13 protein-coding genes are annotated in these 17,080 nt (G+C 52.9%); 5 read left to right on the top strand and 8 right to left on the bottom strand.

Annotated features, from left to right (window positions below):
* Positions 1–8: 8 nt before the first annotated feature.
* The 5 genes from cobB to lolC form a co-directional block, all read right to left on the bottom strand.
* Positions 9–830: a Sir2 family NAD+-dependent deacetylase gene (gene cobB, locus OGV77_RS01585; RefSeq protein ID WP_087051048.1), complete on the bottom strand. Its 822-nt coding sequence runs from the start codon at positions 828–830 to the stop codon at positions 9–11.
* Between the two features lie 15 nt (positions 831–845).
* On the bottom strand, positions 846–1,757 hold the full coding sequence (gene nagK / locus OGV77_RS01580; RefSeq protein WP_043015985.1) for an N-acetylglucosamine kinase: 912 nt from the start codon (positions 1,755–1,757) through the stop codon (positions 846–848).
* An 89-nt stretch (positions 1,758–1,846) separates the two neighbouring features.
* A complete protein-coding gene (gene lolE / locus OGV77_RS01575; RefSeq protein ID WP_047412003.1) occupies positions 1,847–3,091 on the bottom strand; it encodes a lipoprotein-releasing ABC transporter permease subunit LolE in 1,245 nt (414 codons plus the stop codon).
* Complete coding sequence (lolD, locus tag OGV77_RS01570) at positions 3,091–3,792, bottom strand: lipoprotein-releasing ABC transporter ATP-binding protein LolD (RefSeq protein WP_080625366.1); 702 nt, start codon at positions 3,790–3,792, stop codon at positions 3,091–3,093. The genes lolE and lolD overlap by 1 nt, the downstream gene beginning before the upstream one ends.
* Positions 3,785–4,984 carry a lipoprotein-releasing ABC transporter permease subunit LolC gene (gene lolC / locus OGV77_RS01565; protein ID WP_003030806.1) on the bottom strand — a complete coding sequence of 400 codons (1,200 nt, stop codon included), beginning with the start codon at positions 4,982–4,984 and terminating at the stop codon, positions 3,785–3,787. The genes lolD and lolC overlap by 8 nt, the downstream gene beginning before the upstream one ends.
* Positions 4,985–5,245: 261 nt before the next feature.
* Between lolC and OGV77_RS01560 the strand changes: the two genes are divergently transcribed.
* The 3 genes from OGV77_RS01560 (at position 5,246) to ldtC (ending at position 10,987) form a co-directional block, all read left to right on the top strand.
* Positions 5,246–6,310 (top strand): acyltransferase family protein, encoded by a 1,065-nt coding sequence (locus OGV77_RS01560; protein ID WP_087051049.1) that lies wholly within the window; start codon positions 5,246–5,248, stop codon positions 6,308–6,310.
* A gap of 118 nt (positions 6,311–6,428) precedes the next feature.
* Positions 6,429–9,875, top strand: a complete 3,447-nt coding sequence (gene mfd / locus OGV77_RS01555; protein ID WP_047412009.1) for a transcription-repair coupling factor — start codon at positions 6,429–6,431, stop codon at positions 9,873–9,875.
* A gap of 146 nt (positions 9,876–10,021) precedes the next feature.
* Positions 10,022–10,987 carry a L,D-transpeptidase LdtC gene (gene ldtC, locus OGV77_RS01550; protein WP_043015981.1) on the top strand — a complete coding sequence of 322 codons (966 nt, stop codon included), beginning with the start codon at positions 10,022–10,024 and terminating at the stop codon, positions 10,985–10,987.
* 86 nt (positions 10,988–11,073) lie between these two features.
* Here ldtC and bhsA read toward each other — a convergent pair whose 3' ends face one another.
* Complete coding sequence (gene bhsA / locus OGV77_RS01545) at positions 11,074–11,331, bottom strand: multiple stress resistance protein BhsA (RefSeq protein WP_043017889.1); 258 nt, start codon at positions 11,329–11,331, stop codon at positions 11,074–11,076.
* A gap of 243 nt (positions 11,332–11,574) precedes the next feature.
* Here bhsA and comR point away from each other — a divergent pair, with 243 nt between their 5' ends.
* Both comR and OGV77_RS01535 read left to right on the top strand, forming a co-directional pair.
* The gene (gene comR / locus OGV77_RS01540; protein WP_087051051.1) at positions 11,575–12,210 is read left to right on the top strand and encodes a TetR family copper-responsive transcriptional repressor ComR; all 636 of its coding nucleotides are present in this window, start codon (positions 11,575–11,577) and stop codon (positions 12,208–12,210) included.
* Between the two features lie 253 nt (positions 12,211–12,463).
* Entirely contained in the window at positions 12,464–14,644 is a 2,181-nt protein-coding gene (locus tag OGV77_RS01535; RefSeq protein ID WP_087051052.1) for a TonB-dependent siderophore receptor, read from the top strand.
* Between the two features lie 57 nt (positions 14,645–14,701).
* Here the strand turns inward: OGV77_RS01535 and OGV77_RS01530 are convergent, their stop codons facing one another.
* Together OGV77_RS01530 and ndh are read right to left on the bottom strand one after the other, a co-directional pair.
* Complete coding sequence (locus OGV77_RS01530) at positions 14,702–15,241, bottom strand: glycine zipper 2TM domain-containing protein (RefSeq protein ID WP_032936150.1); 540 nt, start codon at positions 15,239–15,241, stop codon at positions 14,702–14,704.
* A 167-nt stretch (positions 15,242–15,408) separates the two neighbouring features.
* Positions 15,409–16,713, bottom strand: a complete 1,305-nt coding sequence (gene ndh / locus OGV77_RS01525) for an NADH-quinone dehydrogenase (protein WP_047412019.1) — start codon at positions 16,711–16,713, stop codon at positions 15,409–15,411.
* Positions 16,714–17,080 lie beyond the last annotated feature (367 nt).

Here is a 17,080-nt window from a genome sequence, read left to right as displayed (position 1 = left end):
GATAGCCGTTACAGTCCTTTCAATAACTTCTCAACAAACTCAGGCACCACCTGGCTTGCCGGACCGTAATACTTCTCTTCAAATTCGCTTCCCACCTGGCTCGGCTCGAGATTGAGCTCTACCGTATGCGCCCCGTGCAGTCTTGCCTCATGCACAAAACCCGCAGCCGGATAAACATGGCCCGATGTGCCAATGGCAATAAACACATCCGCCATTGCCAGCGCCATATAAATTTCATCCATGCCCAGCGGCATTTCACCAAACCACACCACGTGCGGTCTTAGCGGCGCAGGAAACTGGCAGCAATGACATTTATCTTCCGGGGTCACATCACCCGTCCACTCCAGGATCTGCCCGCTCTGCGAACAGCGAACCTTCAGCAGTTCGCCGTGCATATGGATAACGTTCTGGCTGCCTGCACGTTCATGCAGGTTATCAATGTTCTGCGTCACCAGTAAAAAACGGTCGCCCAGCTCGGCTTCGAGTTTTGCCAGCGCGATATGCGCCGCATTAGGCTTGATTTCTGGCTGCTGCAACTGATGGCGACGGGCGTTATAAAACGACTGAACCAGTTCCGGGTTTCGACTAAATCCTTCCGGAGTCGCAACGTCCTCGACCCGATGTTCTTCCCAGAGACCATCCGCCGCGCGGAATGTTCGAATTCCTGACTCAGCGGAGATTCCCGCCCCCGTCAGTACCAGCACTCTTGGTTTTTCCATCAATTCAGGCACCACTCTGTCTCTGAAAAAGATTCGTTGACGCAGGCGATCGCGCAAATGGCGTTTATTTTTACGAAAGCGGCTTAACCGATGACCCCGACGCGACAGCATAACAACCTCTTTGTATTAATCGGTAAGATGTAGGAAAGCGGCCCCGCGCATCCCGCCCGCATCACCGTGCCGTGCCTGCTCAATACGCGGCACCCGGGCAACCGGCAGCAGATGACGTGGCAGTCGGTCCGCCAGTTGCGTCGTAATAGCGGTAAAATTCGACAAGCCTCCGCCAATCACCACCAAATCGGGATCGACGATAGTCAGGATATTGCCAAGACACACCGCCAGCAAATCCAGATAGCGTTCAACGTGGGCACGCGCTTGTTCATCACCCTGCTCCCACAGTGCGATAATTTCACGGGCATCCAGCGGTTGATGGTAGTAATGCTGGTACAACCACGCAAATCCACCGCCGGAAAGATAGCTTTCGATGCATCCCAGTTGACCGCATCCGCAGCGGCGCAGCGGGAAATCAAAGCCCATCAGCGTCAGCGCATCGACTGGCAAACGAATATGACCAAACTCGCCGGTGATATAGCTGCGTCCGGTAATGGATTTCCCGTTAAGCACCAGACCGCCGCCGACGCCCGTGCCGAGGATCAACCCCATCACGAGCGGATATTGGGTAAACTCGTCATCCCAGGCTTCGGAGAGGGCAAAACAGTTCGCATCGTTGTCCAGACGCACATCGCGGTCAAGGCGAGCGCTGAGATCGGCGCGGAGCGGTTTACCACTGGCGGCAGGAACGTTGGCCGCGTATAGCGTGCCGTCTTCCGTTTCCGGCATGCCAGGAATGCCAATGCCAACCGAACCTTTGACACCAAATCGCTGGTCCGCTTCCGTTACCAGATTGCAGACCGCATCAAGGAAAGCATCGTAGCTGTCACGAGGTGTAGGCACGCGAGTCTCCCATTGCAGACGACGTTGCTTATCAAACACGCCCAGCGCAATTTTGGTCCCGCCGATGTCAAATCCGTAATACATCACCGCTCCTTGATACACGTCATCCTTCAAGATGCCTCTGCGTTGGCTACGCCTTGATGCAGCATGAATGCTTTAGTGTATTATTGTTGTTATTGGCCGCTAAGTACTCTCGCAGGATCAATATTGCTGGCGCGACGCGCCGGATACCAACTTGCCAAAAGACTCAGCACGAGTGCTGTCACCAGCACGTAAATCACATCCAGCCAGTGTAATTCCGATGGCAGGAAGTCAATGAAATAGATATCACCGGACAGGAACTGATGCCCGATAAGCGCTTCAATCCCGTTTATTATCGGCGTCAGTTGCAACGAGACAATCACCCCAATAACGACGCCTATCAGGCTACCGAAAAGCCCCGCCAGCAGGCCGTACCAGACAAAAATGGCACGGATCAACCCATCTTTCGCCCCGAGGGTTCTTAATACCGCAATATCGCCGCTTTTGTCTTTTACCGCCATCACTAACGTGGAAACGATATTAAAACAGGCCACGCCAATCACCAGCACCATCGCCAGATACATAATGGCGCGGATCATTTGGATATCACGATACATATAACCGTAAGTACCGATCCAGCTCTTAATATAAACATAGTTATTGGTGACTTCACCCGCGTCTCGCACCAGTTTATTGGCGTTAAACACGTCGTTAACTTTCAGCGCGATCCCGGAAACACTGGTTCCCATGTCCAGGTATTGCTGCGCATCTTCCATTGGGATCATGGCAAAGCTGTGATCGAGCTGACCGCTCAGTTGCAGGATCCCCGTAACGTGCAAACGCACGCGTTTAGGCTGCTGTAACTTATGATCCGCACTGGCGTTAGGGATCATAATCGACACCCAGTCGCCCTGCTTCACCTTCAGCGCATCGGCAATACCCTTACCAATGATGATTTGCTGCTCACCGGCTTTGAAATTATCCCAGGCGTGGTTTTGCACGAAGGATGGCAGCGCGCTTAAACGCTGTTCCTGTTTTGGGTCAACGCCCTTCACCTGCACCGCGCGTAGGTTCGCCCCACTCTCCACCAGTCCGGTAAAGTTGATATAAGGTGCCGCAGCGACAATACCCGGCACTTTTTGTACCTTGTCGAGCGCTTCCTGCCAGTTATTCCACGGTTGATTTACAGCTTCAATCTCTCCGTGTGGGACTACGGCCAGAATACGGTTGTTCAGCTCACGTTCAAATCCATTCATGGCGCTTAAACCGACGATCAACACCGCCACGCCCAACGCGATACCAACGGTGGATATCACGGAAATCAACGAAACCATACCGCCACGCCGCCGACCACGACTAAAGCGCAGACCAATCAATAATGATAAAGGCGAAGCCATTACTTAGCTCCCATCAGGCTCAGTTCAGCCGTCAGGCGACCATCGCGCATCTCAAGCTGACGGCTCATCCGCTTCGCCAACTGCAGATCGTGCGTCACTACCAGGAATGCCGTACCCTGAGAGCGGTTCAGCTCACCCAGAAGTTCGAAAATGCTGTCCGCGTTACGCGCATCAAGGTTACCCGTTGGTTCATCTGCCAGAACCAGGCGCGGGTTATTTACCAACGCACGGGCGATGGCCACGCGCTGGCGTTCCCCGCCAGACAGTTCGGATGGGCGATGACTGGCACGATGGTCCAGCCCTACCGCTTTCAACATATCCCGCGCGCGCTCGGTGATTTCAGCCGGTTTTTTCTTGCCGATCAATAGCGGCATCGCCACGTTTTCCAGCGCGGTAAAGTCCGGCAGCAAATGGTGGAACTGGTAAATAAAGCCCAGCTTCTGATTGCGCAGTTCCGCTTTCGCCGCCGACGAGAGCTTGCTCATTGGCTGACCGCTAAAAATGACGTCGCCGGAAGTCGGTGTATCTAGCCCGCCTAACAGATGCAGCAGCGTACTCTTACCGGAGCCGGAGCTGCCGACAATCGCCATCATCTCACCTTCGCCGACGCAAAAACTGACATCGTGCAGTACATCGGTCTGCACAGTGCCTTCCTGATAGCGTTTGCACAGGTTGTCGCATTGCAACAGGATCTTATTCATAACGTAAAGCCTCAGCGGGTTGAGTGGCGGCAGCGCGCCAGGAAGGATAAAGCGTAGACAGCAACGCGATGGCCATCGCCACCAGCGCAATAACGATAACCTGCAGCGGCTCGATGGCGACCGGCAGCGCAGCGCCATCCAGAAGCACGCCGATAATGGGCATCAGGTTGTTCAGTTGGCTGGCAAGCAATGCGCCCAGCACAGCGCCCAACAGCGCGCCAATAATCCCGGCACTGGCCCCCTGAACCATAAACACCATCATTATCTGCCGCGGCGTCAGCCCCTGCGTTTGTAGAATCGCCACTTCCCCTTGCTTCTCCATTACCATCAGACCCAGTGAGGTAATAATATTAAAAGCCGCCACCGCCACGATCAGGCTAAGCAGCAGCCCCATCATGTTCTTTTCCATGCGCACGGCCTGGAACAATTCCCCTTTGCGCTCGCGCCAGTCCTGCCATTTAGTACCTTGCGGCAGCGTTTGCTGGCTCAGCGTGTCAACCTTCAGCGGCTCGTTCAGCCACAGACGCCAGCCGGTAATATTACCCACCGGATAGCGCATCAGCCGTGAGGCATCCTGAATGTTGGTTAGCATCTGGTAGCCATCGACTTCGCTGTTGGCGGCGAAGGTGCCAATTACCGTAAACAGACGCTGGCTCGGCAGACGCCCCATTGGCGTAAACTGACTGGCCGAGGGCACCATCACGCGAATTTGATCGCCACGATTAACGCCCAACTGTCCGGCAAGCTGCTCTCCGAGGATGACATTATACTTACCCGGCTGCAGATCTGTTTGCTTCACATTGACCAGATACGGCGTTAACGGATCTTTTTGCGCCGGATCGATACCCAGCATCACACCGACCGCCACGCTACGCGCACTTTGCAGCACCACATCTCCCGTAGTTATAGGCGCAACGCGGTTGACGCCGTTCAACACCACCGCTTTTTCTGGCAGTTGCTGCGGGTTGAGCGAACCCTGTTCAGACGAGAGAACGGCCTGAGGCATCAGGCCAAGAATATTGTTTTGCAGCTCGCGCTCAAAACCGTTCATCACCGACAACACCGTGACCAGCGCCATTACCCCGAGAGTAATGCCAATGGTGGAGAGCCAGGAAACGAAGCGACCGAAGCGATCTGCTGCACGCCCACGCATATAACGCAGGCCGATGAATAGAGCGACAGGTTGGTACATGAAATCCGTCTGGTTGCGGTTAGCAAAGTCACGAGTATATAAGCGAAAGCGGAATGGGTAAATGACTGAACCGTAAGTGTTCGTCAGCACTATTCCTAAAAGTATAAATAAATCAATCCGCTAAAGTTGTCCCTCCGCCCTTCAGTCCGGGTCCCTGATCTTTATCTTAAAAAAACAAAAAGCAGACAGTTACGCATTACAGCGCGCAGCGGGTTGCGCAGGATGGCAGACTACAGCAATCAATATGGATACGCCGTTTCAATGAGTAAAAAAGAACTTTGGATTAATCAGATCAAAGGGTTATGTATTTGTCTGGTGGTGATTTACCACTCGGTAATCACGTTTTACCCGCACCTCATCACCTTTCAGCATCCGCTTTCAGAGATGCTGAGCAAATGCTGGATTTACCTCAATTTGTACCTGGCGCCGTTTCGCATGCCGGTGTTTTTCTTTATTTCGGGGTATCTGATCCGTCGCTACATCGATAGCGTCCCGTGGGCAACCTGCGTGAATAAACGGATCTGGAGTATTGCCTGGGTGCTGGTGATCTGGGGGGTAATGCAATGGCTGGCGTTAGTGACTCTCAATAATTGGTTGGCCCCACAGCGCGATCTGAGCCATGCAGCCAACGCTGCCTATGCCGGTTCGATCGCGGGTTTCACCCGCGGGATGCTGACCGCCAGCACCAGCCTGTGGTATCTGTATGCACTGATTGTCTATTTTGTACTGTGTAAAATTTTCAGCCGTTGGGCGGTGCCACTGTTGGCGTTATTTGTGGTGCTGAGCGTGGCTATCAATTTTGTCCCAACGCCGTGGTGGGGAATGAACAGCGTGATTCGCAATTTGCCCTGGTATAGCCTCGGCGCGTGGTTTGGCGCAACGCTGTTGGTGTGGATCAAGGAGGAGCCCCTGCGCCGCCATGCAATCATTTTTCTGGTTAGCGCAATCGCCGCCGTCATCGCGTGGCTGGCAAATGTGTCACTATTGCTTTCTCTTCTTTCCATTGTGCTAATCATGAAGCTGTTTTATCAATTTGAACGCCGCTTTGGCATGCGCGCATCCAGTCCGCTAAGCGTGATTGGCGCCAATACCATCGCCATCTACACCACTCACCGTATTCTGGTTGAACTGTTCAGCTTAACGCTAATCCCCAAAATTAATCATGCCGTCTGGCCTGCATACACGGAGCTGGCCCTGCTGCTGGTGTATCCGTTCGCCTGCCTGCTGCTGTGCACCCTGTTTGGCCTGTTGGTGCGTAAAATCTCACAGAAAACCGTGGCCGATCTGCTCTTTTCCCCACCCTCTTTATCGACCGCCTCGCGCTAACCCCAACGCGCTTTTTGCCCCCATTCGGGGGCGAATCAATTTGCTTATGAGAAACGATCACGGATAATAAAGAACATTGCTTATCAGATGTATATCTAAACGAGATCCTGACAACCGAATGCCTGAACAACATCGTTACACGCTCCCAGCGAAAGCAGGCGATCAGCGCCAGTTGGGTGAGCTTACCGGCGCGGCCTGCGCAACGCTGGTTGCCGAAATCGCCGAACATCACGCCGGTCCAGTGGTACTGATCGCGCCGGACATGCAAAATGCTTTACGTCTGCATGATGAAATTCGTCAGTTTACCGACCAGATGGTAATGAACCTGGCCGACTGGGAAACGCTTCCCTACGACAGCTTTTCTCCTCATCAGGAGATAATCTCCTCGCGTCTCTCCACGCTGTATCAGCTGCCTGCCATGCAGCGCGGCGTGCTGATCGTTCCGGTAAATACCCTGATGCAGCGTGTTTGTCCGCACAGCTATCTGCACGGCCATGCGCTGGTCATGAAAAAAGGTCAGAGGCTTTCGCGCGACGCCCTGCGCGAACAACTGGACAGCGCTGGATATCGCCATGTTGATCAGGTCATGGAACACGGTGAATACGCCACGCGTGGCGCGTTGTTGGATCTGTTCCCGATGGGTAGCGAGTTGCCTTATCGCCTGGATTTCTTTGATGACGAAATCGACAGTCTGCGTCTGTTTGATACCGACACCCAGCGCACGCTGGAAGAAGTCGATGCCATTAATTTGCTACCCGCACACGAATTCCCGACTGACAAAACGGCCATTGAGCTGTTCCGTAGCCAGTGGCGGGACACCTTTGAGGTGAAACGCGACGCCGAGCATATTTACCAGCAGGTCAGTAAAGGCACGTTACCTGCGGGTATTGAATACTGGCAACCGCTGTTTTTCAGCGAAACGCTGCCGCCGCTATTCAGCTACTTCCCCGCCAATACGTTATTGGTGAATACCGGTGATATCGAGACCAGCGCAGAACGCTTCCAGGCCGATACTCTGTCACGCTTTGAAAATCGCGGCGTTGATCCAATGCGCCCGCTTCTGCCGCCGGAATCCCTGTGGCTGCGGGTTGATGAGCTGTTTTCTGAACTTAAACGTTGGCCGCGCGTTCAACTGAAAACCGAGAGTCTGGCGAACAAAGCTGCGAATACCAACCTCGGGTTCCAGAAACTGCCGGACATCGCCGTTCAGGCGCAGCAAAAATCGCCGCTAGATGCGTTACGTAAATTCCTTGAGGGCTTTACCGGTCCGGTGATCTTCTCGGTGGAAAGTGAAGGCCGCCGGGAAGCGTTAGGCGAACTGCTCGCCCGTATCAAAGTGGCGCCGAAGCGGATATTGCGACTCGATGAGGCCGTAGATAACGGTCGTTATCTGATGATTGGCGCAGCTGAGCACGGCTTCATCGATAGCAAACGCAATCTGGCGCTGATTTGTGAAAGCGATCTGCTCGGGGAACGCGTGGCGCGCCGTCGCCAGGATTCTCGTCGCACCATCAATCCGGATACGTTAATTCGTAACCTCGCAGAGCTGCATCCTGGTCAACCGGTGGTGCATCTGGAGCACGGCGTGGGTCGTTATGCCGGGATGACCACGCTGGAAGCGGGCGGTATCACCGGTGAATATCTGATGCTCACCTATGCCAACGACGCCAAACTGTACGTGCCGGTGTCGTCACTGCATCTGATCAGCCGCTATGCCGGCGGTGCAGAAGAGAATGCGCCGCTGCATAAACTTGGCGGCGATGCCTGGTCCCGCGCCCGACAGAAAGCCGCTGAGAAGGTACGCGATGTCGCAGCAGAGCTGCTGGATATTTATGCCCAGCGCGCGGCGAAAGAAGGCTTCGCCTTTAAGCATGACCGTGAGCAGTACCAGCTGTTTTGCGACAGCTTCCCGTTTGAAACCACGCCTGACCAGGCGCAGGCGATCAACGCGGTACTCAGCGATATGTGCCAACCGCTAGCCATGGACCGCCTGGTATGTGGTGACGTCGGCTTTGGTAAAACCGAAGTCGCGATGCGCGCTGCCTTTCTTGCCGTAGAGAACCACAAGCAGGTTGCCGTGCTGGTGCCGACCACCCTGCTCGCGCAGCAGCACTTCGACAACTTCCGCGATCGCTTTGCCAACTGGCCGGTACGCATCGAGATGTTGTCCCGTTTCCGTAGCGCCAAAGAGCAAGCGCAGATTCTGGAGCAGGTTGCCGAAGGTAAAATCGATATTCTCATTGGCACTCACAAACTGCTGCAAGCGGATGTGAAGTTAAAAGATCTGGGTCTGCTGATTGTCGATGAAGAGCATCGTTTCGGCGTTCGCCACAAAGAACGCATCAAGGCGATGCGCGCAGATGTCGATATTCTGACCCTGACGGCAACGCCAATTCCGCGTACGCTTAATATGGCAATGAGCGGCATGCGCGATCTGTCGATCATCGCCACACCGCCTGCCCGTCGTCTGGCAGTCAAAACCTTCGTGCGCGAATATGACAATCTGGTCGTGCGCGAGGCAATCCTGCGTGAAGTTCTGCGCGGGGGACAAGTTTATTATCTGTTTAACGATGTCGAAAATATCCAGAAAACTGCTGACAGACTAGCGGAACTGGTGCCGGAAGCGCGGATTGGTATCGGCCACGGACAAATGCGCGAGCGCGAACTGGAACGCGTGATGAACGATTTCCACCATCAGCGTTTTAACGTGCTGGTGTGTACCACCATTATCGAAACCGGGATCGACATTCCCACCGCTAACACCATCATCATCGAACGAGCCGATCACTTCGGTTTGGCGCAATTGCACCAGCTGCGCGGTCGTGTGGGGCGCTCACACCATCAGGCATACGCCTGGCTGCTGACGCCGCATCCAAAAGCGATGACCACCGACGCGCAAAAACGCCTGGAGGCCATCGCCTCGCTGGAAGATTTGGGCGCAGGTTTTGCGCTGGCGACCCACGACCTCGAAATTCGCGGCGCCGGGGAATTGCTGGGTGAAGATCAGAGTGGTTCCATGGAAAGCATCGGCTTCTCGCTGTATATGGAGCTGCTGGAAAATGCCGTCGATGCGCTCAAAGAGGGGCGTGAGCCTTCGCTGGAAGATCTCACCAGCCAGCAAACCGAAGTCGAACTACGCATGCCGTCTCTGCTGCCGGACGACTATATCCCGGATGTTAACACCCGACTGTCGTTCTATAAGCGGATTGCCAGTGCCAAAGGTGAAAACGAGCTGGAAGAAATTAAGGTCGAGCTGATTGACCGTTTCGGCCTGCTGCCCGACCCGGCTCGTACGTTGCTGGATATCGCCCGTTTACGCCAGCAGGCGCAGAAACTGGGGATCAGAAAGCTCGAAGGTAATGAAAAAGGCGGTACTATTGAATTTGCCGAGAAAAACCACGTTAACCCGGTCTGGCTGATTGGGTTACTGCAAAAACAGCCGCAGCACTTCCGCCTCGACGGTCCAACCCGGCTGAAATTTATGCAGGATCTGAGCGAGCGTAAAACCCGAATTGACTGGGTACGCCAGTTTATGCGCCAGCTTGAAGAAAACGCCGTAGCATAGTGAACAGGCCGGGTGAGCCCCCTCACCCGGCCTGATGAATTTACAAACTCTTTGCACTTCCCTGCACTTCCCGACACAGCAAACCGCCATAATTCTTGTTTACTTTTACATAATAAAAACCACGTAAAAACAATGGATTTATGGTGATGTTAAACAATAAACGACTCTCTCGCTGGTTAGCGTTTTTTACGCTTGCCGCGACCTTCGCGTTAGCACTTCCGGCTCAGGCAAACACCTGGCCGCTGCCGCCACCGGGAAGCCGCGTGGTGGGTCAGAATGCCGTTCATGTTGTTGAAGACAATGGCGGTTCTCTGGAAGCGATTGCGAAAAAGTACAATGTCGGCTTTCTGGCGCTGCTGCAGGCCAACCCTGGCGTTGACCCTTACGTACCACGCCCGGGCAGCGTGCTGACTATCCCGTTACAAACTTTGCTGCCGGATGCGCCGCGCGAAGGCATTGTTATCAACCTCGCCGAACTGCGTCTTTACTATTACCAGCCGGGGACCAATTCGGTGACCGTGTATCCTATTGGTATTGGCCAGTTAGGTGGTGACACGTTAACGCCAACAATGGTAACCACCATTTCAGATAAACGCGCCAACCCCACCTGGACGCCTACGGCAAACATCCGCGCGCGATACAAAGCAAACGGGATCGACCTACCTGCCGTTGTACCTGCAGGCCCGGATAACCCGATGGGCCATCATGCGATTCGTTTAGCGGCATACGGCGGTGTATACCTGCTGCACGGAACCAATGCTGATTTTGGCATTGGAATGCGCGTCAGTTCCGGCTGTATTCGTTTACGCGACGGTGATATCGAAACCCTGTTCCGTCAGGTGAAGCCAGGAACCAGGGTCAATATTATCAATACGCCGATCAAAGCATCTGTTGAACCTAACGGCGCGCGCCTGGTGGAAGTACACCAACCGCTGTCCGAAAAAATCAATGACGACCCGCAGTTGCTGCCGATCGTGCTGAACGCATCCATGCAGACGTTTAAAAATGCGGCGCAAACGGATCCTGCGGTCATGGAACATGCAATGGAAATTCGATCAGGAATGCCGGTCGATGTGACCCGTCATCACGACGTTGCCCAACAACCGATGTAAACTCTGCGCATAAAAAAACCCCCGCTGGATTTTATTCCGCGGGGGTTTTTTATTTAACTCGCAGTGGCATTGCGATGGGTTAAATCTTATTTGTAGATAACTGCAGTCCCGTGAAGGGTGTTAGGACCGGTAACGGAAGTTATACGGAAAGACTTCGCTCCCATCTCATCCGCTTTCTGCGCCAGCTGATCTTCCAGAGAACCTAAGTTAGTCCCCGCATTCGCAGAAATAGTACCGACTTTCTCTTGACCAGCAGGTGTGGCCTGAACTTCAACGGCGGCAAAGCTTGCAAATGACAGTGAGCTAAGAACAGCAGCAACAAACAGAGTTTTTACGTTTTTCATGATAGTGACCTTTAGCAGATGAATGTGTGTCGAAAAGATTAACTTAACGATCGATAGATAAATCATAGATGTGATCCAGGTCACACGTCAACATTTTTTTATAATGATCGTTAAATAAAACACAAAGGCCTTATTTTTCATACTAATAGCTATATATTATTTTTATCGTTAATCCGCTGGAGTGTGCAGTCGAATATTTTTATAATGGTTATTCAATAAACCTAACAAAGGTACATCGGCGCCATGACAACTGAAACGACAGGTTGTGCTAAAAAAAGCCGTGGCCGACCAAAAGTGTTCGACAGGGAAGCCGCGCTTGATAAGGCCATGACACTCTTCTGGCAGCACGGATATGAAGCGACCTCGCTCGCCGATCTCGTGGAAGCTACCGGCGCAAAAGCGCCCACGCTGTATGCAGAGTTCACCAATAAAGAAGGGTTGTTTCGTGCCGTGCTGGACCGCTACATCACCCGCTTTGCGGCGAAACACGAAGCCCAGCTGTTTTGCGAAGAAAAAAGTCTGGAGTCCGCACTGGAAGACTATTTCACCGCCATAGCGACCTGTTTCACCAGCAAGGACACCCCGGCGGGATGTTTCATGATTAACACTTCTGCGACGCTGGCAGCCTCTTCCCGCGATATTGCGCACACGGTGAAATCCCGCCATGCAATGCAAGAACAGACGCTTACCCAGTTTCTTCACCAGCGCCAGCAGCGAGGTGAAATCCCGGCCCATTGCGACGTGCAAAAACTGGCCGAATACCTGAACTGTATTTTACAGGGTATGTCGATCAGCGCCCGTGAAGGTGCAACATTTGAAAAACTGATGCAGATCGCACATACAACCCTGCGGCTTTGGCCCGAGCTCATCAAAGCCTAAGCCTTTCCCGCTTTTCCCCGCTGTATTGACATGACCGGGAGCTGATAAAGCCCCGGTTAAAACTCCGCGTATTACCCCTACATTTTCCATTGTTTTCATCATCTTATCTGATCATTTTTTGTAAAACATATTGATAACAACAATTATTATCAGCAATATTCGCATTTGATTTAACGCCTGTTTCACAATGTAACCATCGGTTTCTTTACCGCCATAACAAAAACAGATCGACTCTTTTTTAAAAGGAATACAAATGCATAAGCGTCTCTGGGTGCTCAATCCTCTCCTGTTATCTTTAACCCTCCCGGCCATTGCAGCTGAGGAAGATAACCTCATCGTCAGCGCCAACCGTAGCCTACGTACCGTGGCAGAAATGGCACAAACGACCTGGGTTATTGAAGGAAGCGAGATTGAACAACAGGTTCAGGGTGGTAAAGAGTTCAAGGATGTTCTTGCTCAGTTAATCCCAGGTATCGATGTCAGTAGCCAGGGACGCACAAACTACGGCATGAATATGCGCGGTCGCGCCATCGTCGTACTCATTGACGGCGTTCGTCTGAACTCCTCGCGAACCGACAGTCGTCAGCTTGACTCCATTGACCCATTTAACATTGCGCATATTGAAGTCATCTCTGGCGCAACCTCACTTTATGGTGGCGGCAGTACCGGCGGATTAATCAACATCGTCACCAAAAAAGGTCAGCCGGAGCGTGAAGTAGAACTCGAATTGGGGAGTAAAAGCGGCTTCAACAACAGTAACGATCATGATGAACGCGTTGCCGCGGCGGTGAGCGGAGGAACCGATCGTGCTTCCGGGCGCATGTCCGTCGCGTATCAACGGTTTGGTGGCTGGTATGACGGTAATCACGATGCTCTGATGCTGGATAACACCCAAACCGGCCTGCAGCACTCCGATCGTCTGGACGTGATGGGTACCGGAACGATTGAACTTGACGACAACCGTCAGTTGCAACTGGTTACGCAATATTATAAGAGCCAGGGGGATGACGATTACGGGCTGGATCTCGGCGAGAATATGTCAGCCGTGACCGGAAACGGTAAAGCTTATACCAGCAGCGGACTGAATTCCGATCGTATTCCCGGCACCGAACGTCATCTGATCAGCCTGCAATATTCAGATGCGGATTTTTTCGGCCAGAACCTGGTCAGCCAAATCTATTACCGAGACGAATCCCTGAAATTCTATCCTTTCCCGACGCTCAGCAAAGGTAAGGTTACCAGCTTCTCCGCATCACAGCAGGACACAGACCAGTTTGGCGCCAAAATTACCCTCAACAGCCAGTTGATGGATAACTGGGAGCTGACGTGGGGTATCGATGCCGATCACGAGACCTTCGATTCTAATCAGAAATTCTTCGATCTGGCCTGGTCCTTGCCCTCCGGCGGCATGGATAACCGCACCGCTTATACCACCGGGCGTTATCCCGGTTATAGCATCACCAACTTCGCGCCTTTCCTGCAAAACAGCTATGACATTAACGACATCTTTACCCTCAGCGGCGGCGTACGCTATCAATGGACCGAAAACAGGGTTGATGATTTCATGGGCTATGCTCAACAGCAGGGAATCGCGACCGGGCTTGCGAACTCTGCCGATACCATTCCGGGCGGCAAAACCGATTACGATAATTTCCTGTTCAACGCCGGTATCCTCGCCCACCTGACCGACCGTCAGCAAACGTGGTTTAACTTCTCTCAGGGCGTGGAGCTTCCGGATCCAGGGAAATATTACGGGAACGGCACCTATTCGCTGGTTGGCGATCATTATCAGCTTCAGCGCAGCGTCAACGTGGCGGATTCACGCCTGGAAGGGATTAAAGTTAACTCGTACGAACTGGGATGGCGTTACACCGGCGATAGTCTGCGCACGCAACTGGCCGCTTATTACTCAACTTCGGATAAATCGATCGTTATCAATCGCAGTGATATGACCATTAACGTTCAGCCCGACGATCGCCGGATTTATGGTCTGGAAGGTGCGGTGGATTATTTCATTGCGGATACGGACTGGAGTCTGGGCGGCAACTTTAATGTCATTAAATCGGAAGTGAAACAGAACGGTAAATGGCAGAAATGGGATGTCACTCTGGCCTCACCGTCCAAAGCAACCGCATGGGTCGGCTGGGCGCCTGAACCGTGGGCATTACGCATACAGAGCCAGCAAACATTTGATCTGACCGATGCCAGCGGTAATAAGCTGGATGGCTATAACACCATGGACTTTATCGGCAGCTATCAGCTCCCGTTGGGTAAGCTGACCTTCAGCGTGGAAAACCTGCTGAATGAAGAGTACACCACGCTGTGGGGACAACGTGCGCCACTGCTGTACAGCCCAACCTACGGTAGCCCGTCACTGTATGAATACAAGGGCCGGGGCCGCACCTTTGGTCTGAACTATGCCTTAACCTTCTGATAAAAAAAGCCCCCCAGCCTGAGCGAATGGGGGGCTAATGTTCAGGATGATGCTATTTTACGCTTTGTTATTCAGTATCAACTGTCCGTTATTGTCTAACGGAATTTGCGCGCCGGGGTCCTTATCCATGCGGATTTTCCCCTGCTGATCGCCAATTTTGTACGTCACGTCGTAGCCCAGCATTTTTTCGGATTTGTCATACACCGTTTTACAACGCTGTTGCGTAGTGGTGTAAGTATCATTTTCCTGCATCGAACCCTGAATCTGGTTACCGGCATAGCCGCCGCCTAAAGCACCGGCCACGGTGGCAATATCTTTACCTCGTCCGCCGCCAAACTGATGGCCAATAACACCACCCGCAACGGCACCCAGTACGGAACCCGCGATACGGTTTTCATCCTGTACCGGCTTACGGTGCGTGACCGTCACGTTCCGGCACTCCTGACGCGGTGTTTTCACCGACTCTTTAATCGGTGTTGCAGAGACAACTTGCGCATACTGTGGGCCACGCTCGAAAACGTTCAGACTGGCCACCGCTGCAACACCCAGCGCAGCAGCTACGCCAATCCCTATACCCGCCAACATTGATTTATTCACGGGAGTTCCTCCTTTTTTGCTATTAGCAACAACTTTGCAACAGAAGGTAAGGAATGCCAATCAGATTACGGATGAAAATAGCAGGAGGAGGCACGAACGCAGGATGATTCGGAGAACTCTGAAGGAAGGCGCAGGATGCATAAATCATCCGGCGCCACAAGTCGATATTAATGCAGTTTCAGACGCGGGCGAATCACCCGGTTAATGCTGCCGACCAGCATCATCAGACCGGTCTTGAAGTAGCCATGCAGAGCTATCTGGTGCATGCGATACAGTGAGATGTACACAAAGCGCGCAATACGCCCTTCCACCATCATCGAACCACGGGTCAGGTTACCCATCAGGCTACCCACGGTAGAGAAGTTAGAGAGCGAGACCAGAGAGCCGTGATCTTTGTACTGATACGCTTTCAGTGGCTTGCCGTTCATCTGCGCCAGTATGTTGCTCATTGCGCAGCTTGCCATCTGGTGCGCAGCCTGAGCGCGCGGCGGCACAAAACCCCCTTCCGGGCGAGCGCAGGAGGCGCAGTCACCAATCGCGTAGACATCAGGATCGCGCGTGGTCTGCAAAGTGGGTTCAACCACCAGTTGGTTAATACGGTTCGTTTCCAGACCGCCAATGTCTTTCATAAAGTCTGGCGCTTTGATACCTGCAGCCCACACCATCAGATCGGCTTTAATGTATTCGCCATCTTTGGTGTGCAGTCCGCCTTGATCTGCGCTGGTAACCATCGTCTGGGTCAGTACGCGTACGCCCAGTTTGGTTAATTCATTATGTGCTGCGCTGGAAATACGCGGCGGCAGCGCAGGCAGAATACGCTCACCAGCTTCGACCAGAGTAACGTTCAGAGCGTCGTTGGTCAGCCCTTTGTAACCATAGCTGTGCAGCTGTTTTACCGCATTATGCAGCTCGGCGGAGAGTTCAACCCCCGTCGCACCGCCGCCCACAATAGCAATATTCACTTTGCCGTTAGCGCCCAGATTCGCGGAATACTTCAGGAACAGATTCAGCATCTCCTGGTGGAAACGACGCGCCTGATGTGGGTTATCCAGGAAAATGCAGTTTTCTTTGACGCCTGGGGTGTTGAAATCGTTGGAAGTACTGCCCAACGCCATCACCAGCGTGTCATACGGGACTTTACGCTCAGGAACCAGTAGATCGCCCTTCTCATCGCGCAGCTCGGCGAGAGTAATGGTTTTCGCGTCACGATCGATATCCACCACCGACCCCAACTGGAACTGGAAACCGTGGTTACGGGCATGCGCCAGATAGCTCAGCGCATCCACACCTTCGTCCAGGGAACCTGTCGCCACTTCATGCAGCAACGGTTTCCATAAGTGGCTGTGGTTTCTGTCCACCAGCGTGATTTTGGCCTTTTTCTTGCGTCCCAGCTTTTTACCCAGCTGTGTCGCCATTTCCAGTCCGCCAGCACCGCCGCCGACAATCACGATCCTTTTCAATGGTGTAGTCAACGTGACCCCCTCAAATTTATTAACCAATTGTTAATTAAAAGTTATGAACATAACCTTTAATTAACAACAAGTTACGATAATGAAAATGTTCTTCGAGAGTGAGAATAACACGAACGGTGCATTGGTCATACCAAAATTGATATGTATCAAGTTTTGATGCTGAAAAGATAGACAACCGGAACTTTAAGAACAAAAAAACCAGCCCGATGGCTGTAATGCCAGTCAGTTAGCGCCTCAGTTTCAGAAAGCTTCAACCTGTGCTGACCGAGGTAAAGAACATGCTATCTCGGAGGAAAAGTTCCGTTCACCTCATGCTCATCATTTCTCTGAAGCACCGATTCCTGTGAACGTGTAAAGGGCGTTCTCC

The organism is Citrobacter sp. Ce129, from assembly GCF_030334545.1.
In the GTDB taxonomy this organism is placed as follows: Bacteria; Pseudomonadota; Gammaproteobacteria; order Enterobacterales; family Enterobacteriaceae; genus Citrobacter; species Citrobacter europaeus.
Note: the sequence above shows the minus strand (reverse complement) of the source record. Positions and strands in the feature narration are given on the sequence as shown.